Genomic DNA, 23,907 nt, shown 5'->3' with positions numbered 1-23,907 from the left:
CCGATTTTTCGTCGTTCTTGCCCGATATTTCATGCCGGCCGGTCTCGTTCCGGTCTCGTGGGAGCAGATGCCGATTTTTAATTTTTAATTCTTAATTTTTAATTTCCAGCAGTGTCTCCTCGCGAACAGTTGGGGCGGTTCGCCGCCGGGTCGAAGGCTTTCGGGCAGTTGTGCCGGGCATACAGGGAGTGCGGCGCCACGGTCCACCTCGGGGAGTTGGTCGGCGGGGCTCTGTCGTTCTACGCCGCCGCCGCCGTCTCCAAGGTCGGGGGCGTGCATGTCTTCGTCGCCGAGGACCGCGATGCCGCCGCTTACCTCCTCAATGATTTCTACGCGTTGCTCGACGAGAAGCACGTCTTCTTCTTCCCCTCTGCTTGGAAGCGGTCCGCCGCTTATGGCGCCGAGGATGCGCAGGGCGTTGTCCAGCGTACCGCGGCGTTGAACGCCCTCCGGAATTTCGACGGTTCGGGTTACCGCGTCCTCTGTACTTATCCCGAGGCTTTGGCCGAGCGGGTCGCCGATGCACAGGCGTTGCAGCAGGGGTTGATCCAGGTCCGTGTCGGCGACAGGCTGTCCATCGGCAGTTTCGAGCAGGCGCTCATCGACGCCGCTTTCTCGCGCGTCGACTTCGTCTACGAGCCCGGGCAGTATTCCGTTCGCGGCGGTATCGTCGACGTCTTTTCCTTTTCCGAGAGCAAGCCCTACCGCGTCGATTTCTTCGGCGACGAGGTCGATTCCATCCGGCGTTTCGAGATTTCGAGCCAGCTTTCGTCCGAGAAGCTCTCCGAAATCGCCGTCATCCCCGATTTGAACGCCGCCGCCGATGCCGCGCGCGTTTCGTTGGCCGCGTTCGTCGGCCGCGATGCCGCTTTTTGGTTCTACGACCCCGATTTCGTCTTGCGCAAGGTCAACGACGTCCGGCGCCGAACCCTCGCCGATTTGGAGCAGCCCGAGCGTATCGACACGCTCATGACCAGCCGCAGCGGGTTGCTCGCCGACCTCGCCCAGAGCAGGCTCTTCATGCTCCGCAACAGCCTCCCCGAGCGGCCCGCTTCCGTCGAGGTGCGTTTCGCCACCGCTCCGCAGCCCAAGTTCAACAAGAATTTCGAGATGCTCGCCGACGATATGATTCGCAACGCCTTGCGGGGTTTCGAGACTTACATCCTCTCCGAGAACAAGGTGCAGGTCGAGCGGCTCGTCAATATCTTCCACCAGATCGGGCGCGGGCAGGCCGTTGTCCGGGCGTTGGGCGTCACGCTCCACGAAGGGTTCGTCGACAGCGAGCTCAGGCTGTGCCTTTATACCGACCACCAGATTTTCGACCGTTACCAGCGTTACCGTATCAACGGCGAAATCAAGCGCGACGAGCAGATGACCGTCGCCGAGCTCAACCAGTTGCGGCCCGGCGATTACGTCGTCCACATCGACCACGGCGTCGGGCGGTTCGACGGGTTGGTCCGTATCAACGAGAACGGGAAGCAGCACGAGGCCATCAAGCTCGTCTATAAGGACGGCGACGTGTTGTTCGTCAACGTCCATTCGCTCCACCGTATTTCGCGTTACAAGGCCGGCGACGGCGAGCCTCCCAAGGTCTACAAGCTCGGTAGCGGGGCTTGGCAGAAGCTCAAGAGCGCTGCTAAAAAGGCCGTCAAGGATATTTCGCGCGAGCTCATCGCCCTTTACGCCAAGCGCAAGGCTTCCAAGGGCTTCGCTTTCTCGGCCGACAGTTACCTTCAGCACGAGCTCGAAGCGTCGTTCCGGTGGGAGGATACGCCCGACCAGCAGGCCGCCATCGCCGCCGTCAAGAAGGATATGGAGTCCGACCAGCCCATGGACAGGCTCGTGTGCGGCGACGTCGGGTTCGGCAAGACCGAGGTCGCCATCCGCGCCGCGTTCAAGGCCGCGACCGACGGGAAGCAGGTCGCGGTCCTCGTGCCTACTACCATCCTCGCCTTGCAGCATTTCCGGTCGTTTTCCGAGCGTCTGCGCGAGTTTCCCGTCCGCATCGAGTACCTCAACCGCACCAAGTCCGCGCGCGAGGTCGCACAGATTCGCGACGATTTGGCCGCCGGGCGCATCGACATCCTCATCGGCACCCATAAGATGCTCGGCAAGCAGATCGTCTTCCGCGACCTCGGGCTGCTCATCATCGACGAGGAGCAGAAGTTCGGCGTCGCCGCCAAGGAGAAGCTCACCCAGTTGAGCGTTTCGGTCGATACGCTCACCCTGACCGCCACTCCTATCCCGCGTACGCTTCAGTTTTCGCTCATGGGGTCGCGCGACCTCTCCGTCATCTCCACGCCCCCGCCCAACCGCCAGCCCATCGTCACCGAGTCGCACGCTTTCTCCGAGGAGATTGTCCGCGACGCTGTCGAGGCCGAGCTCGCGCGTGGCGGGCAGGTCTATTTCGTCCACAACCGCGTCGAGGATTTGCCCGCCGTCCAGGGGATGATAGCCCGGGTTTGTCCCAAGGCCCGGGTCGGCGTCGGCCACGGCAAGATGCCCGCCGAGCAGTTGGAAAAGCTCATCATGGATTTCATCTACGGCGAGTTCGACGTCCTGCTCTCTACGACCATCGTCGAGAACGGCATCGACATCCCTAACGCCAACACCATCCTCATCGACCACGCCGAGTGCTTCGGGCTCAGCGATTTGCACCAGTTGCGCGGCCGCGTCGGGCGTTCCGACCGCAAGGCTTATTGCTACCTCCTTTCGCCGCCCGACGAGTTGTTGTCGTCCGACGCCCGGCGGCGTCTGAGGGCTATCGAGGAGTTTTCCGACCTCGGGTCCGGGTTCAACATCGCCATGCAGGACCTCGACATCCGCGGCGCCGGCAACCTCCTGGGGGCCGAGCAGAGCGGGTTCATCGCCGACATCGGGTTCGAGACTTACCAGAAAATCATGAACGAGGCCATCGCCGAGCTGCGGGCCGAAGGGTTGCAGGTCGCCGGGCTCTCGGCGGGCGAGCAGCAGGTCGTCGACGGGATGCGGTTCATCGACGACGCCCACATCGACGTCGAGCTCGAAGCCGCCTTGCCCGATTCCTACGTCTCGCAGCAGGCCGAGCGGCTCAAGCTCTACCGCGAGCTCGATTCGGCCAAGGACGAGGAGGCCTTGCAGGCTTTCGCCGCCCGGCTCGCCGACCGTTTCGGGCCTTTGCCGCGGCCCGCTCAGGAGTTGCTCGACGTCGTGCGTCTGCGGTGGGAGGCCATCCGCCTGGGTATGGAGCGCGTCAAGGTCAAGAACGGTTTGATGATCGTCCATTTCGTCGGCGAGGAGGATTCGCCTTATTACAAGAGCGATACTTTCATGGAGCTCTTGAAGCGCGTCACGCAGCATCCCGAGCGTTTCGTGCTCAAGCAGCACAATAATCGTCTGGCCATGACCGTTAGGAATATCAAGGATGTGGAGGCCGCTTACAAAACCTTGCGCGAATTGTGAATCTCGTAGTCGATATTGGTAATTCCCGGGTCAAGCTGGCCGTCATGGAAAGCGGGCGATGCGTTGCTGAGCGGGTTGCCGAACGGTTTTCGGCGGCTGTTCTCGGGGAGCTGACCGCGGCTTTTCCTGTTCGCAGGGCCATCGTCTCCTCTACCCGGGGCGATGCCGCCGATGTCGCCGCCGCCGTTCGGGCCCAGGGGATTCCTTGCTTGGAGTTCACTCCGCAGACGCCTGTTCCCATCGCCAGCGATTACCTCACGCCCCATACGTTGGGGCGCGACAGGCTCGCCGCCGCGGTCGGGGTCACGGTTCTTTGGCCCGGGCGCGACGTCCTGGTCGTCGATTGCGGCACGGCCGTCACCATCGACCTTGTCACGGCCGACGGTACTTTCCGCGGCGGGTCCATTTCGCCCGGCTTGCGTATGCGGTTCCGCGCCTTGCACGAGTTCACCGCTGCGTTGCCGTTGTGCGACGTTCCCGATTCCGACGGGTTGTTCGGGCGTTCCACTTCCGGGGCCATCGGCGCCGGCGTCCTGAATTCGCTCGTCTTCGAGATCGAGGGTTACATCGGGCGGCTTCGGCGGCAAATCGACGGTTTGTGCGTAATTTTTACCGGCGGCGACGCAAAATATTTGACGAAGCGAATTAAAAATGCGATATTTGCAGATCGTAATCCGGTCTTTTGCGGACTGGACCGAATTTTAGAGTTCAATGCAAGTGAAGAAGACCTTCCGTAGCCTGTTCGGCGCGGCGGTGCTGTCGTGTCTCGCGGCGGGTGCCGCGGCCCAGACCAGCAGTATCAACGCCTTTTCGCCCTATACCATGTACGGTATCGGCGAGCTCTCGACGCCCGGGACGCTTTCGATGCGTTCGATGGGCGGCGTGGGGGTCGCCGTGCGCAATCCCGGCGTGGCCAACATGCTCAATCCCGCCGCTTTCAGCGCCGCTCCCCGGAAGACGTTCCTCTTCAGTTTCGGTATCGAGGGGCAGAATTATTACAATTCGCAGTCCGTCGACAACACTTCCAAGAAGTCCGCGTACAATACGTTCAATTTCCACGACATCGCGTTCCAGATTCCCATCGCCAAGAAGGTCGGGTTGGGTTTCAGCCTCGCGCCTTACAGTTCCGTCGGTTACAGAACCCAATATTACCGCGAGTATAGGCCCAACGACCCCGTGTGGGGCAATATCGGGCCCATGCAGTATACTTACCAGGGCGAGGGCGACCTCTCCGAGGTCAAGTTGGGGGTCGGCTGGGAGCCGTTCAAGAATTTTTCCGTCGGCATCGCCGCCCAGTATTATTGGGGCAGAATCGACCGTACCTACGTCGCCGTTCCCGCCGCCGTAGTCGGCGACGGCAATTTCAATTCCATCGTCGGTACGGGCAGTTACAGCATTTCGCAGTTCAAGGGGCAGGTCGGCCTTCAGTGGAACGCCATCTTCTCGCCGCGCCGGGCGTTGACTTTCGGTGCTACGTTCGATTTCGGCGGTGATTTGCGGCCCCGCAGCGAGGAGCGCATCTATACTTCCGACAGCAGCAGCACTCCCGTCAAGGGCGATACCACCAACCTCAAGCTCGTCCTGCCAAGGCAGTTGGCCGTCGGGGCTTATTACCAGACTTCCCGGTGGGCCGTCGGGCTCGATTACGTCTACCAGAATTGGGGCGGCCGCAACAAGGGCATCGCCCGCACGGCCGTGGCCAACGGCGGTAGTTTCGACATCGCCTACACCGATACCCATACCGTCAAGTTCGGCGTCGAGTTCACTCCCAGCCGGTACGACGCGCGCAATTTCTTCAAGCGCTGGTCCTATCGCGCCGGGCTTCGTTACGGCAATTACAACCAGACTTTCGGCGGCCACGGGCTCGACCAGTATGCCGTCACCCTCGGGTTCGGCATTCCCGTGCGGTTCTTCGGCACTTCCGCCATCGACGTCGGCGTCGAGTACGGTTCCCGCGGGTTCAACGTCTCCAGGCAGACAGGGCTCATCCGGCAGCGTTATTTCAAGTTCGCCGTCGGCTTCTCGCTCTTCGCCGGTAGCGAGAACGGCGAGTATTGGTTCGTCCGGCCCAAGTACGATTAACTTAAAATATCAAATAATTAGGTATCATGAAAAAGGTTCAGTATCTGTTCGTTGCCGCCGCTTTGCTCTTCTGCGGCGCAGTCCGGGCCCAGCAGGATTTCAGCGGGCCGCAGTACGCCAAGTGGGGCGATACGGTCGAGGAGCGTCAGAAGAACATCCTCAGCAGCAACTTCCTCAAGGAGGCTTGCGACAACAAGGATTACAACGCTGCCGCCCAGCATTTTATGGAGTTGGTCCAGAACGCTCCCTCCGCTTCGGAGAATACCTACGTCCGCGGTGCCCTGCTCTATAAGAACAAGATCAACCGCGCCAAAAGCCTGGCCGAGAAAGAGGCCCTTGTCGATTCTTTGTTGTGGACCTACGATCTGCGCGTCCAGTACTTCGGCGGGCATCCTACCCGCGGCAGGGCTTATATCCTCGACCGCAAGGCCCGCGAGTATCTGACTTACAGGCCCAACGACCGCGCCGGTATCCGCCGCGCGTTCCGCGATGCCATCGAGGCGGGCGGTGCCGCCACCGATCCTTCTACGTTGGTCGCTTACTTCAGCAACCTTTGCGCCGATTACAAGGATACCGACGAGATCATGCCCGACGAGGTCATCTCCGAGTACGAGCGTCTCACTCCTTTCTTCGGCGCCGATGCCGCCGAGTTCCGGTCGCAGTTCGACATGGCGTTCGGTATGAGCAACGCCGCCAGCTGCGAGAACCTCGAAAAGCTCTTCCGTGCTAAGTTGGAGACGGCTCCCGAGGACGAGGCCGTGCTCGCGCAGGCCGTCGCGCTCATGTCGCGCGCCAAGTGCGACAGCGAGTTCTACTTCGCCATCGCCGAGAAATATTACGAGGTGAAGCCGTCGTCCGAGACCGCCATGTTCCTCGCGCAGGCTTTCCAGAACAAGGGTGATTACGCCAAGGCTTCCAAGTATCTCAACGAGGCGTTGGAGGTCGAGACCGACCCCGCCGAGCAGCAGAAGCTCTACGTGCGCATCGCCTTGGTCGAGCTCGCCGCCAACCACATCCCCGGCGCCGCCGCGGCCGCCCGTTCGGCCCGCGACCTCAACCCCGAGGACGGCGTGCCTTACTTCGTTCTGGCTCAGTGCTACGGCGTTTCGGCCGGGCAGTGCGGCGGGTTCGCCGGGCAGGCCGCTTTTTGGGTTGCTTACGATACCATGGCCCGCGCCATCGAGCTGCTGCCTTCCGATTCCGAGTACCTCGACCACGCGCGTACTTCGCTCTCTTTGTTCCGCAACCGTTTCCCGACTTCCGAGGAGTGTTTCTTCAACGAGGCCACGGAGGGTTCGCGTTACACCGTTTCGTGCGGTACGGCGGCAGGCTTGGCCACTACGGTCCGTTTCCGTTAAACGTTTCCTGCAATTCCGGCTATGCCCCTGCGCATGACCCGATACTTTTCGGTAGCACTTCCCCTCGTGGGAAGTGCTATCTTGCTGTTTTCGTGCGAGCGCGGGGTTCCCGCCGCCGCTCCGGCCGAGGAGCTCCGCATGACCGAGTACAGCGAGAACCTTTCCATCGTCAATTCGCAGAACGGGCGGCGTTCCTACCATTTCGTCACGCCCCTCATGGAGGGTTATTCGCAGGCCGCCGAGCCTTACCGCGAGTTCCGCAAGGGGGTCAGCATCACTACTTATAAGGACGATTCGCTGTCGACGGTCGACGCCGTTCTCACCGCCAATTACGCCATTTATTACGAGAAGCGGCGGTTGTGGGAGGCCAAGGGCGATGTCGTCGTCGAGAAGTCCGACGGCAAGAAGCTCTTCACCCAGCAGTTGTTCTGGAACGAGCGGACCAAGCGGATTTATTCCAACGTCGATTCCAAAATCGTCCAGTCCGGCGGTACGGACGTCTTCATCGGCGAGGGTTTCGAGTCCGACGAGGAGTTCAAGGATTGGCGGTTCCGGCGTATGAAAGGGCGCATGGAGGTCGATGTCGTGCCCGGTTCGCAGGCCGATTCCGCTGCCAAGCCCGTTGCTTCCGCCGAGAAAAAGCCCGCTCCAAAAGTGTCTGCCGAAAAAGCACCCGTTCAAAAAGCGCCCGCCGCCAGCCCGGACAAGAAAGGGTCCGGTTTCCGGCAGCCCGTCGAGGTCGCGCCCTCCGGAAGCGTTTCTTTGCAGCGGCACGCACGGCCCTTCTCCGCCGAGCCCGACACCCGTAGTTCCGAGTTCCGCGACCGTTAATTTTTCCGTCATGCTCACTTCCGTCATTCTGATTCTCTCGATGCTCCTGCTCTCCGCCTTTTTCTCGGGCATGGAGATCGCCTTCACCAGCAAGAACCGGCTCAAGTTGGAGATCGACCGCAAGCAGAGCCGCATGTTCGACCGCATCGCCGAGATTTTCGCCCGCCATCCCGGGCAGTACATCACCACCATTCTCGTCGGCAACAACATCGCGTTGGTCATCTATTCGCTCTACATGTCCGTTCTCCTGCGGACGTTGTTCTTCGCGTTGGGGTGGGAGAGTATCGCCAGCCAGGGGTCTGTCGCTATCGAGACGGGCGTTTCCACGCTCATCATCATCTTCGTCGCCGAGTTCCTGCCCAAGTCCGTCTTCCGCAACAACCCCAATTTCTATTACCGGGCCCTCGCTCCCGTCATCTTCTTTTTCTACCTCCTGCTCTTTCCCATCGCACGGCTCACTACGCTCGTCTCCCACGGTATTCTCCGTCTGTTCGGGCGGCCCGTCGTCCGGCAGAGCGCGCAGCCCACTTTCAGCCGCGACGATTTGGCCGCCTTGCTCGATTCCAACGGTTCCGACCCCGGGCCCGAGCCCGACAACGAGCTCAAGCTCTTTCAGAACGCCCTCGATTTCGCCGACCTGCGCGTGCGCGACTGCATGGTTCCCCGCGTCGACATCGAGGCCGTCGACGCCGATTCCACCTCTGTCGAACAGCTCACCGCCCGTTTCGCCGATACCATGTATTCGCGGATTTTCGTTTGGCGCGGCAACATCGACAACATCATCGGTTACGTCAATTCCAAAAGTCTCTTCACCCGGCCCGCCACCATCGGCGAGGTCATCATGGAGGTCAGCTTCGTTCCCGAGACCATGCCTTTGCAGCTCGTCCTCCAGAATTTCATCAAGCACCGCTCCAACGTCGCCGTCGTCATCGACGAGTTCGGCGGGACCGCAGGTATCATTTCTTTGGAGGACGTGCTGGAGCAGATTTTCGGCGAGATCGAGGACGAGCACGACGTGCCCGATCTGACCGAGAAGCAGGTCGCTCCCGACGAGTTCGTCTTCTCTTGCAGGCTCGAGGTCAAGTATCTCAACGAGAAATACGGTCTCGGTATCGAGGAGAGCAAGGAGTACGATACGCTCGCCGGGTTCATCATCTGTCATTACGAGGGTATCCCCACCGCGGGCGAAACGCTCCTCGTCGGCGATCTCCAGCTGCGGATGCTCCGTACCACCCGTTCGCGCATCGAGTTGGCCCGGGTGAAAAAAATGGCCTGATACAGCGGTTTTTCCGATTAATTTTCCTATATTTGTTCGTTTATTTCCGCAAACAACAATAATTTACATTCCAATATGGCAAGTTTGAATACTTTACGCACCAAGTTCGGCGTCGTGCTTTCGGTCATCATCGCCCTCGCCCTCTTGGCTTTCATTCTCTCGTTGAGGGACGACATGGGTTTTTCGGGCAACGACCCCAAGGTCGGTGAAATCGACGGCTCGAAGGTCGCCTATTCCGAGTATTACGACATCTACGAGCAGGTCCGCGAGCAGTCCGGCGCCCAGGAGAGCGACGAGCAGCAGTCCGCTTTGCTCGCCAATACCGCCTGGCAGACCCTCGTCGCCCGGCGGGTCCTCGCGCCCGGTTTCGAGAAGGCCGGTCTGTGGGTTTCCGAGCAGGAGCGGCAGGCCATGATCGCCGGCAAGGAGTATTCGCCCGTCTTCTACCAGGCTTTCGCCGACCCTCGTACAGGGGTTTATAACGTCGCCGTCGTCAGCCGTTTCCTCGCCGACGCCGAGGCCAATCCGCAGGCCATGCTTACTTGGAAGCAGCTCAACGAGCAGGCACGTCTCGAGCGTGCTACCCGCAAGTTCGCCGCTTTGGTGCGCGGCGGTGCCTTCGCTAATTCGCTCGAGGTCGCCAGCGGCGTCAAGGCTGCCAACGACAAGTTCTCCGGCAGGTGGTTCGGCAAGCAGTATGCGTCGGTCCCCGATTCGCTCATCCATATTTCCAACAGCGACATCAAGGCTTATTATAAGAAGCATAAGAACGCATTCAGGCAGTTGCCGTCGCGTACGTTCTCGTACGTCGTCTTCGAGGTCGAGCCTACCGACGACGACTTGCTCGCTTTGGAGCAGAACGTGCAGGAGGTCGGGGCGCAGTTCGTCGGGACTTCTGAGTTGAAGTCTTTCGTGCGGGCCAACCGCAACGGCCATATCGCCGAGAATTACGTTTCGGCCGCTCAGCTCACCGATGAGGAGGCTGCCGCGCTTTTGGCTGGCAAAACTTACGGGCCTGTCCTCAAGAACAACGAGTGGACTATGGCGCGCGTGCTCGATTCCAAGGTCGTGCCCGATTCGCTCGGTATCCGTCACATCGTCCTTCCGTATTCCGAGGAGGAGCTGGCCGACAGCCTTTTGACCGTCATCCGCCGCGGCGGTAACTTCGCCGAGCTCGCGGCCCGTTATTCCGTTTACGATCAGACCGCGGCCAACGGCGGCGAGGTCGGGGTTCTGCCTTTCTCGTCGTTCACGGGTGAGTTCGCTTCTGCGCTCTCCGGTGTCAAGACGGGCGACGTCGTCAAGGTCGCTTCCGGCGACGCCATCCAGTTGTTGCAGGTTTACCGTGCCGGGCGTCCCGTCAAGCACGTGCAGGTCGCTTCCATCGTCTATCCCGTCGAGGCTTCGGCCGCTACCGTGCGCGACGCCCATAACCAGGCCCTTTCGTTCACCGTCAACGCCAAGGGTTCCGCCGAGGCTTTCAGCGAGGCCGCTTCTGCCGCCGCGCTCACTCCGCGCGTCGCTACCCTCACGCAGGGCGAGCGTACCGTTCGTGGGTTGGAGGATTCGCGTGACGTCGCACGTTGGGCTTACGACGCTGACGAGGGTGATTTGTCCGAGATTTTCAAGGTCGGCAAGGATTATGTCGTGGCGCTTCTGACCGACATCGACAACGACGAGTATATGCCCGTCAAGGAGGTGGCTCCGCAGATTCGCGCACAGTTGCTCCGCGACAAGAAGTTCGACGCCATCCGTAAGGAGCTTTCGGGCGCTTCGCTCGACGAGCAGGCCGCCAGTCTCGGTGCGCAGGTGCAGGATTTCAGCAACGTCGCTTACAATGTTTATTACTTCGACGGCGCAGGTACCGAGCCGCGGCTCATCGGGGCCATCGCTTCCGCCACCGAGACCGGGGCCATCTCCGAGCCCGTCAAGGGTTTCAGCGGGCTCTACGTCTTCCAGGTCGATAATATCGAGCATGGCGACGCCCAGTCTGCCGACGGCGAGAAGGTCCGCGCTCAGGCTTTGGCCGAGAGCCGGGTGGCTCAGTTGGTCTTCCCCGCCGTCCAGCAGCTCGCCGACATCAAGGATTTGCGCGGCAAGTATTTTTAGTCGCGTTTTCGTCATAGGTTATAAAAAAGAGCCGGGAAGAACCCGGCTCTTTTCTTTCCTCCCTTCCCCGATTTGCCGAGTTAATAAGGAATAGTGGATAATCAGTTCGCGACAATATTTTGCAGCATAGGTTAATTATTCATTGTTTTGTCATTCTGAGCGTCAGCGAAGAATCTATTATACTCCCGTCCTTGCGAGCGAGTGCAGCGGGTGTGTTCGTATGCAATTAGTAAGGGCCTTTCCCGGATTCGGGAAAGGCCCTCGCTGCGTTTGGATTCGGTCGCGTTTATTCTTCCAGCAAGATTTCAAGTATCTTGATGGCGGCCGTCGCAATCGGAGTGCCCGGGCCGAAGATGGCCGCCGCTCCGTCGCGGTAGAGTTCATCGTAGTCTTGCGCCGGGATTACTCCGCCCACGATTACAATGATGTCTTCGCGGCCCAGTTTCTTCAGTTCCGCAATGATTTGCGGTACCAGCGTCAGGTGTCCGGCGGCCAGCGACGATACGCCCACTACATGGACGTCGTTTTCGACGGCTTGGCGCGCCGCTTCTTCCGGCGTCTGGAACAGCGGGCCCATGTCCACGTCGAATCCGATGTCGGCATAGCCCGTCGCTACCACTTTCGCTCCGCGGTCATGGCCGTCCTGGCCCAACTTGGCTATCATCACACGGGGTTGACGGCCTTCTTTCTTGGCAAATTCGGCGCACAGTTCCTTCGCGCGCTCGAACGACTGGTCTTTTTTCACTTCCGAACTGTAAACTCCCGATATGGAGCGGATTACTGCTTTGTAGCGGCCTACGACTTCTTCGCAGGCGTCCGATATTTCGCCCAGCGTCGCGCGGACCTTGGCCGCTTCTACGGCCAGTTCCAGCAGGTTGCCCTGCTTGGTCTTCACGCATTCCGTGATGGCCGCCAGCGCTTTCTTCACGGCCGCTTCGTCGCGGTTCGCGCGCAGTTCTTGCAGGCGTTTCACCTGGCTTTCGCGTACCGCCGTGTTGTCCACCGCAAGAATGTCTATCGGCGCTTCCTTCTCCAGGCGGTATTCGTTCACACCGATGATCTTCTGTTCGCCCGAGTCGATGCGGGCCTGGGTGCGGGCCGACGATTCTTCGATGCGCATCTTCGGGATGCCCGTCTCGATGGCTTTGGCCATGCCGCCCAGTTTCTCGATTTCCTCGATGTGTTCCCACGCCTTGCGGGCGATTTCGTTGGTCAGCGTCTCCACATAGTAGGAGCCTGCCCACGGGTCCACCTCACGGCATACCGAGGTCTCCTCCTGGATGTAGATTTGCGTGTTGCGCGCGATTCGGGCCGAGAAGTCCGTCGGCAGGGCGATGGCTTCGTCCAGTGCGTTGGTGTGCAGCGACTGGGTGTGGCCCAGCGCGGCGCCCATCGCTTCGATGGCCGTGCGGGCTACGTTGTTGAACGGGTCTTGTTCCGTCAGCGACCAGCCCGAGGTCTGCGAGTGGGTGCGCAGCGCCAGCGACTTGGGGTTCTTCGGGTCGAATTGCTTCACGATTTTGGCCCACAGCATGCGGGCCGCGCGCATCTTGGCGATTTCCATGAAGTGGTTCATGCCGATGGCCCAGAAGAACGACAGGCGCGGTGCGAACGCGTCGATCGACATGCCGGCGTTGACGCCCGCGCGCAGGTATTCCAGACCGTCGGCCAGCGTGTAGGCCAGTTCGATGTCGGCCGTCGCTCCGGCTTCCTGCATGTGGTAGCCCGAAATCGAGATGGAGTTGAACTTGGGCATGTGCTTCGAGGTGTACTCGAAGATGTCGGCGATGATGCGCATCGAGAATTCGGGCGGATAGATATAGGTGTTGCGCACCATGAATTCTTTCAGAATGTCGTTCTGAATCGTTCCCGACAGCTGGTCGAGCGTGCAGCCCTGTTCCAGACCCGTCACGATGTAGAACGCCAGCACCGGAAGCACGGCGCCGTTCATCGTCATCGACACCGACATGCGGTCCAGCGGAATGCCGTTGAACAGCACCTTCATGTCTTCTACCGAGCAGATCGACACGCCCGCTTTGCCTACGTCGCCCACCACGCGCGGGTGGTCGGCATCATAGCCGCGGTGCGTCGCCAGGTCGAACGCTACCGACAGGCCTTTCTGTCCGGCCGCCAGGTTGCGGCGGTAGAAGGCGTTCGATTCTTCGGCCGTCGAGAATCCGGCGTACTGGCGGATCGTCCACGGGCGCATCACGTACATCGTCGAGTAGGGGCCGCGCAGGAACGGGGCGATGCCCGCCGCGTAGTTCAGGTGTTCCATGCCCTCCAGGTCCTCGGCCGTGTAGGTGCCTTTGACCGGGATGCGTTCGGAGGTCAGCCACGGTTCCACCTGGCCGCATTTCTTCGTGGCGCAGCAGTTTTTCTGTGCGGCCGCGTCGTATTTCAGTTCCGAAAATTTAGCTCTCATAGTCAGATTCCCATTTCTTTAAGGTAGAACTTCAGTGTTTCGAGCACGTTCGACTTCACGTTGATGAAGTTCGTGATGCCCTGCGCTTCCAGTTCGGGTGCGCAGGCCGGAGCTCCGGCCACCACCAGGATGGCCTTGCCGCCAAGCAGTTCCTTGATTTTCGGCGTTGCTTCGGCGTAGTCGTCGTCCGAGGCGCAGACTACCACGATTTCGGCTTTCGATTCGAGGGCCGCGGCAACGCCGTCTTCGAGCGATTTGAAGAACGTGTTGTCCTGTACCCGGATTCCGGCGCATGCAAAGAAGTTGCACGAGAACTGCGCACGGGCACGGGCCATCGCCAGGTTGCCGCACGTGAGCATGAACGCCTTGGGCTGCTTGCCCGAGCGGTCCACATGCAGACGCATCTCCTCGAACGCCATCGCACCTCGGTAGGGGGTCAGTACGTTGCCTTCGGCGGCGGCACGCGTTACCGTGTCGGCCGTGATTTCGGCGGGCGCCACTTCCGTGAAGTTGGGGAATTGGTTGGCGCCTAAGAGAATCTGACGGCGCGTAGCGATGTTCTTGTCCTTGTTGGCGGCCGAAGCCTTGACTTTCTCGACGATGACGCCGGCTTTGTAGGCCGCTGTGTAGCCGCCCTTTTCCTCGATTTCAAGGAAGAGTTTCCACGCTTCGTCGGCGATGGACTGCGTGAGGTTCTCGATGTAGTACGAGCCGCCCGCCGGGTCGACTACCTGGTCGAAGTGCGATTCGTGCTTGAGCAGCAGTTCCACGTTGCGGGCAATGCGCTTGGCGAATTCGGTCGGCGCCTCGAACGCACGGTCGAACGGCGTCACTTCCAGCGAGTGCACCCCGCCGATGGCCGCCGACATGGCTTCCGTCGTGCCGCGCAGCATGTTGACATAGGGGTCGTAGACGGTCTGGTTCCAGCGCGAGGTCTCGGCGTGGATCAGCATCTTGCCTGCGCAGTTCTTCTCGGGGTTGTAACCCTTGACGATGTTGGCCCACAGCATGCGGGCGGCGCGCAGTTTGGCGATTTCGAGGAAATAGTTGGACGAAACGCTGAACGAAAAGCGCATCTTGCGCGCTACTTCGTCGACGGTCAGCCCGGCCTCCGTCAGCCGCACTAAGTAGTCATGACCGGCCGAGAGGGCGAACGCCAGTTCCTCGACGATGGTCGAACCCGAGTTGCCGAAAATCTGCGCCGAGACGTTGATGACGCGGATGTGCTTGTAGTCCTTGGTCTTGCGGAGCAGTTCGGCGATACGGTCGAAGCACTCCTTGCCGTCGGGCGAGCAGAAGTCGCCCTTGGACGAAAGGTTCTTGACCAGCGGGTCGATGACGAACATGATGCGGGCGTCTTCCTTGGCTATGCCCTCCTTTTCGAGTTTGGCCAGCACCAGGTCGGCGAAGCGCCCCATCTTCTCGCCGCAGAATACGAGGTCGACGGCAGGCAGGTGGATGTCGCGCAGGAGCGTGTCGAGCTCGGCTGCCGAGAAGTCGGCCTTGGCGATGTGGAAGCCCAGCGAGTCGACGCCCGAACCCAAGAGCTGCAACGCTTCGGCGTTGGCTGTCGAAGCGTCGGCGACGGTCACCGTCTGGTGTACGCGCCAGCGGTTGTGGGCGTGCGTGCCGCGCACGTAGGGGAACTCGCCCGCCTGCGAGCCCAGGAAGCGCAGACCTTCGAGGTTCTCGGCGCGGTAGTAGGGCCGCACGTTGAATCCTTCGCCCGTGCGCCATACCAGTTTGCGTTCGTAGTCAGCACCTTTCAGGTCGGCCGTAATCGCCTCTTCCCACTGTGCGGTCGGCACGGCCGGGAATTCGGCGAACAGCTTTTCTTGTTTGGTATTTGCCATAACTATTTTGAGATTAGTTGAATGTGCTTTCAAATTGCACGTAAAGGTATAAAATAATTGGTGAATAATAAATAAGGAATAATTAATAATTGATGTTCATTGTCATTTTGAGGAGCGGCGCGACGAAAAATCTTCGGCATCGCTATTCGTGTGTATTATGCGTTATTTATTCCAAAATTATCCTATAATACTTCAAAATTCCGGAAAATCGAAAATCGGAGTTTTCGGAAGAATCGCTTGAAAATTCACCATGTTTTCGGAAAAATGACCCGAAAAATCGGCGCATATGCGAAAAATCATACCTATTTTTCGGAAAAATGATGAAAAATTACGCGTTTTTGCGAAAAAGTGCGATTTTCGGAAAACAACGAAAACGAAAAGTTTTTACCTTTGTCCGCAGATCCGGCGGCGAGCGAACGCCGGGCGAAAACTGCAAATCCCAAAATCGGAAAATCATGTCGTTACTCAGGTTCAAGATGGTCGATGCGGCCATCAACCACACGGCCGCCGAGGTGAAGATTCCCGCCGGCCGGCCCTCGGACTATTTCGGCGCCAAGGTCTTCGGCCGCGATGCCATGCGCAAGTACTTGGACAAAAGCACGTTCAACGCGCTTGTCAACACCATGGAGAACGGCACGCCGCTGCCCTTCGACATCGCCGACAGCGTGGCTGCCGGCATGCGCCAGTGGGCGTTGGAGCACGGCGCCGACCACTATACCCACTGGTTCCAGCCGCTGACGGGCGGTACGGCCGAGAAGCACGACGCGTTCGCCGAGCCGGACAACTGCGGCGGGGTGCTGGAGGCGTTTTCGGGCAAGCTGCTCGTGCAGCAGGAGCCCGACGCCTCGTCGTTCCCCAACGGCGGTATCCGCAATACCTTCGAGGCGCGCGGTTATTCGGCGTGGGACCCTGCGTCGCCCGCTTTCATCGTCGACACGACGCTCTGCGTCCCGACCGTCTTCATCGCCTATACGGGCGAGGCGCTCGACTACAAGGTGCCCCTGCTGCGTTCGCTGACCGCCGTCGACAAGGCCGCTACGGAGGTATGCCATTACTTCGACAAGAACGTCGAAAAGGTCGTGTCGTATTTGGGCTGGGAGCAGGAGTATTTCCTGGTCGACGAAAGTTTGTGGGCCATCCGCCCCGACCTGGTGCTGACGGGCCGCACGCTCATGGGTCACGAATCGGCCAAGAACCAGCAGCTCGAAGACCACTATTTCGGGGCCATCCCCACGCGCGTCATGTCGTTCATGAAAGAGTTGGAATACGAATGTCTGTTGCTGGGCATCCCCGTCAAGACACGTCATAACGAGGTGGCGCCCAACCAGTTCGAACTGGCCCCCGTCTACGAGGAAGCCAACCTTGCCAACGACCACAACCAGCTGCTGATGACCATCATGGACAAGATAGCCCGCCGCCATCGGTTCCGTGTGCTGCTGCACGAAAAGCCGTTCAAGGGCATCAACGGTTCGGGCAAGCACAACAACTGGTCGCTGGGCACCGACACGGGGGTGAACCTGCTCGGCCCGGGCAAAACGGCGTCGGAGAATCTGCAGTTCATTACGTTCCTGGTCAACGTCGTCTCGGCGGTCTACAAGCATAACGGCCTGCTGAAAGCCTCCATCATGAGTGCGACGAACGCCCACCGTCTGGGCGCCAACGAAGCGCCCCCGGCCATCATTTCGACGTTCCTCGGGTCGCAGGTCTCGGCCGTTTTAGACAAATTGGCCGCGTCCAAGGGCGACGACGCCATCCGCTTCGATGCCAAGAACGTCTTCAAGATGAGCGGCATTTCGCATATCCCGACGCTGCTCTTGGACAACACCGACCGCAACCGCACCTCGCCGTTCGCCTTCACGGGCAACCGCTTCGAGTTCCGCGCCGTGGGTTCGTCGGACAACTGCGCCGAGGCGATGATTACGCTCAACACGGCCGTGGCCGACGAACTCACGCACTTCAAGCAGGCCGTCGACGCCAAAATCGAAGCCGGGGCCAAGAAAGAAAAGGCCATCTACGAAGTCTTGAAGAAGATGATCAAGGAGTGCCGCGCCGTCCGCTTCGACGGCAACGGCTATTCGGACGAATGGAAGGCCGAAGCCGCGAAGCGCGGGCTCGACTGCGAGACTTCCACGCCGCTGGTTTTCGACCGCTACCTCGACAAGGAGTCGCTGCGGATGTTCGGCCAGATGGGGGTTTACACCCGGGTCGAACTCGAAGCCCGCACCGAGGTGAAGTGGGAGACCTACACCAAGAAGATTCAGATCGAGGGCCGTGTGCTGGGCGACCTGGCGATGAACCACATCGTTCCTATCGCGTCGAAGTACGAAGCGCTGTTGTTGGACAAGGTCTACAAGCTCCAGCAGATTCCCGAACTGAAGTCGACGGCCGACATCGCCCTTATCAAGAAGATACAGGACCACACGACGGCGATTCAGAGACTGACCGACGAGATGACCGAAGCGCGCAAGAAGGCCAACCGCATCGAGGACCAGCGCGAAAAGGCCGTCGCCTACCACGACACCGTGGCGGTCTTCTTCGACGAAATCCGCCACCATATCGACAAGCTCGAAGAGATCGTCGACGACCAGATATGGCCCCTGCCCAAGTACCGCGAGCTGCTCTTTATCCGGTAGGCGCGCCAACGGTCCGCATTTTCCGCTCCCTGTCGCAGTTGTTTCGGCAGGGAGCTTTTTGTGCGCTCCGCTCTGTGGTCCCGGAGCCGCGACGGGCCGCAATGACATTTTTAATTCCTAATGTTTAATTCTTAATTCGGTTTTCCCTATCTTTGCACGTATGATCGACCGGGAGACAGTAGACCGCATCTATGCCGCCGCCAATATCGTGGATATTGTCGGCGACTTCGTCACGCTCAAGCGCAAAGGCGTGAACTACCAGGCGTGCTGTCCGTTCCACAACGAGAAGACCCCGTCGTTCGTCGTTTCGCCCTCCAAGGGCGTCTACAAGTGTTTCGGCTGCGGCAAGGGCGGCAACGCCGTGACGTTCCTGATGGAACACGAGAACGTCACCTATCCCGAAGCGCTCAAGATGGTGGCCAAGCGCTACGGCATCGAGGTCAAGGAGAAGGAGCTCACCCCCGAGGAGGAGCGGCGCAACAACGACCGCGAATCCATGTTTGCGCTCAATGGTTGGGCGGCCGACTACTTCGCCGACTATCTGCACCACGAGAGCGAGGGGATGAGCGTCGGCATGGCCTATTTCCGCCAGACGCGCGGCATGACCGACGCCACGATTCAGAAATTCGGTCTCGGTTTCTGCCCGGCCAAGGGCGACAAGATGTCCAAGGACGCGCTGGCCGCCGGGTACAAGGAGGAATTCCTCCTCTCGACGGGTCTGTCGCTCAAGCGCGAGAGCGACGGTTCGCTCTTCGACCGTTTCCACGACCGGGTGATGTTCCCGGTCCACAATATTTCGGGCCGTATCGTGGCGTTCGGCGGCCGTACGCTCCGCACCGACAAGAAAGTCGCCAAGTACCAGAATTCGCCCGAGAGCGAGATATACAGCAAGAAGCGCGAACTCTACGGTCTCTATTTCGCCAAGAAAGCCATCCAGCAGCAGGACTTCGCCATCATGGTGGAGGGCTACACCGACGTCATTTCGATGCACCAGGCCGGGGTCGAGAACGTCGTCGCGTCGTCCGGTACGTCGCTCACGACGGAGCAGATACGCCTGCTGAACCGCTTTACGAAGAACATCACGGTCATCTACGACGGCGATTCGGCGGGTATCCATGCGTCGCTGCGCGGTATCGACATGATCCTCAAGGAGGGCATGAACGTGCGCGTCGTGCTGCTGCCCGAGCCCGAGGACCCCGATTCGTTCGCCCGGAGCCACACGGCGGCCGAACTGCAGGAGTATATCCGCACCAACGAACAGGATTTCCTGGCGTTCAAGGCCAAGCTGCTGTTGGAGGACGCGCAGGGCGACCCCATCAAGAAGGCGTCGCTTATCGGCGACATGGTGCAGTCCGTCGCGCAGATTCCCGATTCCATCCAGCGGGCCGTCTACATCAAGGAGTGCGCCCGCATCATGGAGATCGACGAACAGATTCTCATCTCCGAGGTGGCGCGCAAGCGGCTTTCGACCACGGGCGACCGCGAGACCGACGAATTTGTGCGGCGGCAGACGACCCTGCGCCGCGAGACGCCGCGCGAACCCGAGGTGGAGTACGTGCGCGAGGTCGAGGCCGGTAGCAGCACCGATGCGCTGGAACGCGAGCTGTGCAAATACCTGCTCAAGTACGGGCATTGTTCGTTCGACTTCAAGGAGGGGCGCACCATGGTGGCGTGCAACGTGGCCGAGGTCATCTTCGACGAGCTGGCCGACGGCGGGCTGACGTTCCGCAATCCCCAGTACGACAAGATACGCGCGGCCTACTGCGAGCAATGGCAGCAGTCGGGCGTCGGGGTCGAGGTTCCGGCGCATCTGTTCACCAACCACAGCGACCCCGAGGTGTGCAACGTGTCGGTCGACTTGCTTTTTTCGGACGACAACTATGTGCCCAGCGAGCTCTGGAAGCGCAAGGACGTGCATGTGGAGAGCGACGCCGAGATGTTGGCCGTGGGGGTGCCCAAGGCCGTGGCGCTCTACAAGACCAAGGTCATCGAGGGGTTGATAAAGGAGTGCCAGGCCAAGCTCGGCGACGAACTCACCGACGAACAGGTGACCGAAATCATGCAGCGGCTCGCCGCCCTGAACCGCGCCAAGGTGACCATGGCCCGGAAACTGCAAAGACTTATATTATAAGGTGGAAATTAAAAAGAGGGCGGGCTTCGGGTCGTACACGCATCGCTGCGCATACCGTGTGCAAACAGAAAATAAACAGAAAGATGTGTAAAACATATCTGAAAAGATAAAGAAATTGGTTACCTTAAACCGATTCCCGCCCTCTGCGACCATACGTTGCAATTCGCGTGCCGTTTTGGCCGATGCGGGGGCACGGACGGGACATCGGCCGGAAAACCGCAGACAAGGCAATGAGCGAACAGAAAAAAATCAATATCCGGAACAAGCGGGCCACCTTCGATTACGAAATTCTCGAGGAGTGGACCGCAGGCATCGTGCTGGTCGGCACCGAAATCAAGTCGGTGCGTGCCGGAAAGGCTTCGATGACCGATTCCTACTGCTATTTCGACAAGGGCGAGGTGTGGATACGCGGGGTCAACATCGCCGAATACGATTGGGGTACTTGTAACAACCACGCGCCGCGCCGCGACCGCAAACTCCTGCTGACGGCCCGCGAAATCGCCAAGCTCCAGCGCCTTGCGCAGGACAAGGGGCTGACCGTCGTGGGGCTGCGGCTCTTTCTCAACGACCGCGGTTTGGCCAAGGTCGTCATCGGGCTGGCCCGCGGCCGCAAGTCCTACGACAAGCGCGAGTACCTCAAGGAGAACGACGCGAAGCGCGAGATGGACAAGGCACTGAAAAACTTCAGGCGATGATTCGGGCGCTCTTTTTCGACGTCGACGGTACGCTCGTGAGTTTCGCGACCCACCGGGTGCCCGACTCTACGCGCGAAGCGTTGGCGGCGGCCCACGGGCGCGGCGTGCGGATTTTCATCGCCACGGGCCGGGCCGCGGGAGACCTGGGGCTCATAGCCGGGATTCCGCGCGATGGGGTGGTGGCGCTCAACGGGGCCGAATGCCGGCTCTCCGACGGCGAGTGCATCGCCTGCCGCCCGATTCCGCAGGCCGATTTCGAGCGCAGCATGGAGTTGGCCGAGGAGCTGGGATTCGCCGTGGCGCTGGAGTTCGACGACGGGATTTTCGTGGACCGCGTGACCCCCGAAGTGGTGCGGATGGCGTACTCGATAGCCCACCCCGTGCCGGAAGCCGTGGACCTGCGGGCGCTGTTCGCCCGACGCACCTGTTGCCAGATGTGCTTTTTCTGCAACGAGGAAACCCAGCGGCGCATCATGCCGCAGCTGCCCGGACTGGCAGCCAACCGTTGGTGCCCGATTTTCACCGACATCAACGCCTGCGGGACCGACAAGGCCAAAGGCGTGGCGGCAATGGCGGCCCGGTTCGGATTGGCGGCCGACGAAATCATGGCGTTCGGCGACGGTGGCAACGACATACCCATGCTGCGGGCCGCAGGCGTCGGCGTGGCGATGGGCGAGGCGGGGCCGGAGGTGCAGGCCGCGGCGGATTATGTCACGGCTTCGGTCGACGACGACGGAATCCGCAAGGCGCTGATTCGTTTCGGCGTAATCGGTAGCGAAAATTAAAAATGAAAAATTAAGAATTAAAAATTGATCCGACGGTCTCTGTTTATGCTTACGGGGCAATGACTTTGCGCGGGGCCCGGCTCGCGCTTACAGCGCGACCGCCCCAGCCGGGCCCGCGAGCGGTTGAATGACAAAAAGCACTCTCTGCCTTCGCTTATTCGCAAAATGTTTGATTTTGCTTGCGCTCGGCATAGCCTGCAAGCACTCTCTGCCCTCGCTTACTCGTAAAATTCACCTTTCACTTTTCACCTCTGAAAAACATGTCTCTGATTCTTTGTATCGAAACCGGCACCGACATCTGTTCGGTGGGGATTGCCCGCGACGGCGAGCTGGTCTCTCTGCGCGAAAGCGACGAGGGCCGCGACCACGCCCGCAAGGTGGGGCTTTTCGTCGACGAGCTGCTGCGCGAAACGGGCATTGCGCCCGACGAGCTCGACGCGGTGGCCGTGGGCAAGGGGCCCGGTTCCTACACGGGGCTGCGCATCGGCGTGTCGTTCGCCAAAGGGCTCTGCTACGGCTTGGGCAAACCGCTGTTGGCGGTCGGGTCGCTCGACGCGCTGGCCGAAGTGGCGCGCGAGGACCACGAGGCCGGGATTCTCGCGGTCGGCGACTGGGACCGGGCGCTGTTGTGCCCGATGGTCGATGCCCGGCGTATGGAAGTCTATGCGCAGGTGTTCGACAGCGCAGGCGCGGCGCAGTCGGAGGTGGTGGCCGAGGTGGTCGGCGCGGAGAGTTTCGCGGCGTTCCGGGCGGAGGGCCGTCCGTTCGTCATCTTCGGCAACGGTGCCCGCAAGTGCGCCGGGGTGCTGCCCGACGCGCAGTTGGTCGAGGTGGCGCCGTCGGCCCGCGGGCTGGCGCGGCTGGCTCAGCAGGCGCTCGACGAGGGCCGCACGGAAGACGTCGCGTACTTCGAGCCGTTCTATCTCAAGGATTTCGTCGTCACGACGGCGAAGAAAAAACTCTTCTAATCGTTCTCCTCCTCGCTGCCGGCGAGTTCGAGCGTGCGGGGATCGTGCTGCCGCCTGGCTTGGAGCCGGGCGGTTTTGCGCAGGCGTTCGCCCACGCGGATGATGTTGTCGTTGCCGGTGCAGAGGCGTTTGTGGGCGTCGTCGTAGGCGTCGCGGGCCTTGCCCAGCGCCGTGCCGACGCTTTCGAGCGAGGAGGTAAAAGCCACCAGCTGTTCGTAGAGTTTCAGTCCGCAGGCGGCTATCTCCTTGGTGTTCTTGTCCTGGTCGTTGTATTTCCAGAGGTCGGCCACCAGCTTCAGCAGCGCGAACAGGTTGGTCGGCGACGAGACGATGACTTTCTTTTCGTAGGCGTCGGCCCAGATGGCCGGGTCGTTCTGCAAGGCCGCGAGAAAGGCCGGTTCGTTGGGGACGAACATGATGACGAAGTCGGGCGAATCCAAAAGCCGCTGGTACTCCTTGCGTCCCAGTTCGCTGACGTGCTGGCGCACCGACGCCACGTGGGCGGCCAGCTGGCGGCGCCGTTCCTCCTCGTCTTCGGCCGCCGTGTAGCCCAGAAAGGCCGTCAGCGAAACTTTCGAGTCGATGACGATGTGCTTCTTCTCCGGCAGGTGCAGCACCACGTCGGGCCGCAGGTTGCGTCCCTCGGCATCTTTGATGTTGTACTGCGTTTCGTAATGGATGCCTTTCAGCAGCGACGAGTTGTCGAGGATGGTTTCCAGGAGCATCTCGCCCCAGTCGCCCTGCACCTTGGAGTTGCCTTTGAGGGCGTTGGTAAGGTTCTGCGCCTCGGCCGAAATCGAACGGTTGAGCTCCATGAGCCGTTGCAGTTCGTTTTTCAGTTCGCCGCGCTGCGAAGTCTGCGTGGTGTAGATTTCTTCGACGCGTTTGCGGAAGTCGGCGATGTTGTCCTTGAAAGGCTTGAGCAGCAGGTCGATGGATTCCTGGCTCGTTTGCCGGAAGCGCTGCGACTGCTCGCCGAGGATTTCGGTCGCTAAGTTGCGGAATTGGAGCCGCAGGGTCTCCTCCTCCTTTTCGCGGCGCTGTTTCTCCGCTTCGCGTTCCTCGGCCGTGCGGCGTTGCAGGGCCGCAAGTTCGGCTTCGGCGCGTGTGCGCAGGGCGTCGCTCTCGGCGCGGGCCGCCGCGAGGATGCGCAAATCTTCCTGAGCGGCGGTTTTCTCTGCCGCAAGCCGCCGGGCTTCGCGCCGTTGCAGGATGCAGAGGGCTGCAAGGGCTGCGGCAAGCGCCCCGAGGAGGACCAGGGCGATGATAAGGGTCGTATTCATACGCACGAAGGTAGTAAATAATTTCGAGCTGTGCAGG

The 23,907-nt window shown here is 60.5% G+C and carries 15 protein-coding genes; 12 read left to right on the top strand and 3 right to left on the bottom strand.

The features are described from left to right. Positions 1 to 111 precede the first annotated feature (111 nt). The 7 genes from mfd to QVG21_RS03240 all read left to right on the top strand — a co-directional run bounded on the left by mfd (position 112) and on the right by QVG21_RS03240 (position 11,097). Positions 112 to 3,441: a transcription-repair coupling factor gene (gene mfd, locus QVG21_RS03270; protein WP_287922231.1), complete on the top strand. Its 3,330-nt coding sequence runs from the start codon at positions 112 to 114 to the stop codon at positions 3,439 to 3,441. Further along, complete coding sequence (locus QVG21_RS03265) at positions 3,438 to 4,178, top strand: type III pantothenate kinase (RefSeq protein ID WP_287922228.1); 741 nt, start codon at positions 3,438 to 3,440, stop codon at positions 4,176 to 4,178. Before mfd ends, QVG21_RS03265 begins: the two co-directional genes overlap by 4 nt. Next, positions 4,153 to 5,523 carry a BamG family beta-barrel-assembly machinery protein gene (bamG, locus tag QVG21_RS03260; RefSeq protein ID WP_288894084.1) on the top strand — a complete coding sequence of 457 codons (1,371 nt, stop codon included), beginning with the start codon at positions 4,153 to 4,155 and terminating at the stop codon, positions 5,521 to 5,523. Before QVG21_RS03265 ends, bamG begins: the two co-directional genes overlap by 26 nt. 26 nt (positions 5,524 to 5,549) lie before the next feature. After that, positions 5,550 to 6,881, top strand: coding sequence for a tetratricopeptide repeat protein (locus tag QVG21_RS03255; protein WP_287922225.1), 1,332 nt, complete (start codon positions 5,550 to 5,552; stop codon positions 6,879 to 6,881). A 66-nt stretch (positions 6,882 to 6,947) separates the two neighbouring features. After that, positions 6,948 to 7,712 (top strand): LPS export ABC transporter periplasmic protein LptC, encoded by a 765-nt coding sequence (locus QVG21_RS03250; RefSeq protein WP_287922222.1) that lies wholly within the window; start codon positions 6,948 to 6,950, stop codon positions 7,710 to 7,712. A 10-nt stretch (positions 7,713 to 7,722) separates the two neighbouring features. Continuing rightward, entirely contained in the window at positions 7,723 to 8,988 is a 1,266-nt protein-coding gene (locus QVG21_RS03245; RefSeq protein WP_287922220.1) for a hemolysin family protein, read from the top strand. Positions 8,989 to 9,063: 75 nt separating this feature from the next. Next, entirely contained in the window at positions 9,064 to 11,097 is a 2,034-nt protein-coding gene (locus tag QVG21_RS03240) for a peptidylprolyl isomerase (protein ID WP_287922217.1), read from the top strand. A 286-nt stretch (positions 11,098 to 11,383) separates the two neighbouring features. Here QVG21_RS03240 and scpA read toward each other — a convergent pair whose 3' ends face one another. Then, a complete protein-coding gene (gene scpA / locus QVG21_RS03235; protein WP_287922214.1) occupies positions 11,384 to 13,522 on the bottom strand; it encodes a methylmalonyl-CoA mutase in 2,139 nt (712 codons plus the stop codon). Positions 13,523 to 13,524: 2 nt separating this feature from the next. After that, positions 13,525 to 15,375, bottom strand: coding sequence for a methylmalonyl-CoA mutase family protein (locus tag QVG21_RS03230; RefSeq protein ID WP_287922211.1), 1,851 nt, complete (start codon positions 15,373 to 15,375; stop codon positions 13,525 to 13,527). Positions 15,376 to 15,830: 455 nt separating this feature from the next. On the opposite strand from QVG21_RS03230, the gene QVG21_RS03225 reads away from it, so the two are divergent. The 5 genes from QVG21_RS03225 to tsaB all read left to right on the top strand — a co-directional run bounded on the left by QVG21_RS03225 (position 15,831) and on the right by tsaB (position 22,587). Next, the gene (locus QVG21_RS03225) at positions 15,831 to 18,008 is read left to right on the top strand and encodes a glutamine synthetase III family protein (RefSeq protein ID WP_287922208.1); all 2,178 of its coding nucleotides are present in this window, start codon (positions 15,831 to 15,833) and stop codon (positions 18,006 to 18,008) included. A gap of 160 nt (positions 18,009 to 18,168) precedes the next feature. Next, entirely contained in the window at positions 18,169 to 20,139 is a 1,971-nt protein-coding gene (gene dnaG, locus QVG21_RS03220) for a DNA primase (protein WP_251214174.1), read from the top strand. A gap of 230 nt (positions 20,140 to 20,369) precedes the next feature. Continuing rightward, complete coding sequence (gene smpB / locus QVG21_RS03215; RefSeq protein WP_251214173.1) at positions 20,370 to 20,834, top strand: SsrA-binding protein SmpB; 465 nt, start codon at positions 20,370 to 20,372, stop codon at positions 20,832 to 20,834. After that, on the top strand, positions 20,831 to 21,619 hold the full coding sequence (locus QVG21_RS03210; protein ID WP_287922203.1) for a Cof-type HAD-IIB family hydrolase: 789 nt from the start codon (positions 20,831 to 20,833) through the stop codon (positions 21,617 to 21,619). The genes smpB and QVG21_RS03210 overlap by 4 nt, the downstream gene beginning before the upstream one ends. A gap of 260 nt (positions 21,620 to 21,879) precedes the next feature. Next, the gene (gene tsaB / locus QVG21_RS03205) at positions 21,880 to 22,587 is read left to right on the top strand and encodes a tRNA (adenosine(37)-N6)-threonylcarbamoyltransferase complex dimerization subunit type 1 TsaB (protein WP_287922200.1); all 708 of its coding nucleotides are present in this window, start codon (positions 21,880 to 21,882) and stop codon (positions 22,585 to 22,587) included. On the opposite strand, the gene QVG21_RS03200 is transcribed toward tsaB, so the two are convergent. Further along, positions 22,584 to 23,870 carry a DNA recombination protein RmuC gene (locus QVG21_RS03200; protein ID WP_287922197.1) on the bottom strand — a complete coding sequence of 429 codons (1,287 nt, stop codon included), beginning with the start codon at positions 23,868 to 23,870 and terminating at the stop codon, positions 22,584 to 22,586. The two genes, tsaB and QVG21_RS03200, sit on opposite strands and share 4 nt — an antisense overlap. Positions 23,871 to 23,907: the final 37 nt, after the last annotated feature.

The organism is Alistipes sp. UBA6068, from assembly GCF_949428155.1.
Classification (GTDB): domain Bacteria; phylum Bacteroidota; class Bacteroidia; order Bacteroidales; family Rikenellaceae; genus Alistipes; species Alistipes muris.
The sequence above is the reverse complement of the archived record's forward strand: the minus strand, read 5'-3'. Positions and strand labels throughout refer to the sequence as shown.

Excerpts from the sequence above, each read along its gene's own strand:
- bamG (WP_288894084.1), top strand. The coding sequence starts at position 4,153 with ATGCAAGTGAAGAAGACCTTCCGTAGCCTGTTCGGCGCGGCGGTGCTG.
- QVG21_RS03255 (WP_287922225.1), top strand. The coding sequence starts at position 5,550 with ATGAAAAAGGTTCAGTATCTGTTCGTTGCCGCCGCTTTGCTCTTCTGC.
- QVG21_RS03245 (WP_287922220.1), top strand. The coding sequence starts at position 7,723 with ATGCTCACTTCCGTCATTCTGATTCTCTCGATGCTCCTGCTCTCCGCC.
- QVG21_RS03240 (WP_287922217.1), top strand. The coding sequence starts at position 9,064 with ATGGCAAGTTTGAATACTTTACGCACCAAGTTCGGCGTCGTGCTTTCG.
- scpA (WP_287922214.1), bottom strand. The coding sequence starts at position 13,522 with ATGAGAGCTAAATTTTCGGAACTGAAATACGACGCGGCCGCACAGAAA.
- QVG21_RS03230 (WP_287922211.1), bottom strand. The coding sequence starts at position 15,375 with ATGGCAAATACCAAACAAGAAAAGCTGTTCGCCGAATTCCCGGCCGTG.
- QVG21_RS03225 (WP_287922208.1), top strand. The coding sequence starts at position 15,831 with ATGTCGTTACTCAGGTTCAAGATGGTCGATGCGGCCATCAACCACACG.
- dnaG (WP_251214174.1), top strand. The coding sequence starts at position 18,169 with ATGATCGACCGGGAGACAGTAGACCGCATCTATGCCGCCGCCAATATC.
- smpB (WP_251214173.1), top strand. The coding sequence starts at position 20,370 with ATGAGCGAACAGAAAAAAATCAATATCCGGAACAAGCGGGCCACCTTC.
- QVG21_RS03210 (WP_287922203.1), top strand. The coding sequence starts at position 20,831 with ATGATTCGGGCGCTCTTTTTCGACGTCGACGGTACGCTCGTGAGTTTC.
- tsaB (WP_287922200.1), top strand. The coding sequence starts at position 21,880 with ATGTCTCTGATTCTTTGTATCGAAACCGGCACCGACATCTGTTCGGTG.
- QVG21_RS03200 (WP_287922197.1), bottom strand. The coding sequence starts at position 23,870 with ATGAATACGACCCTTATCATCGCCCTGGTCCTCCTCGGGGCGCTTGCC.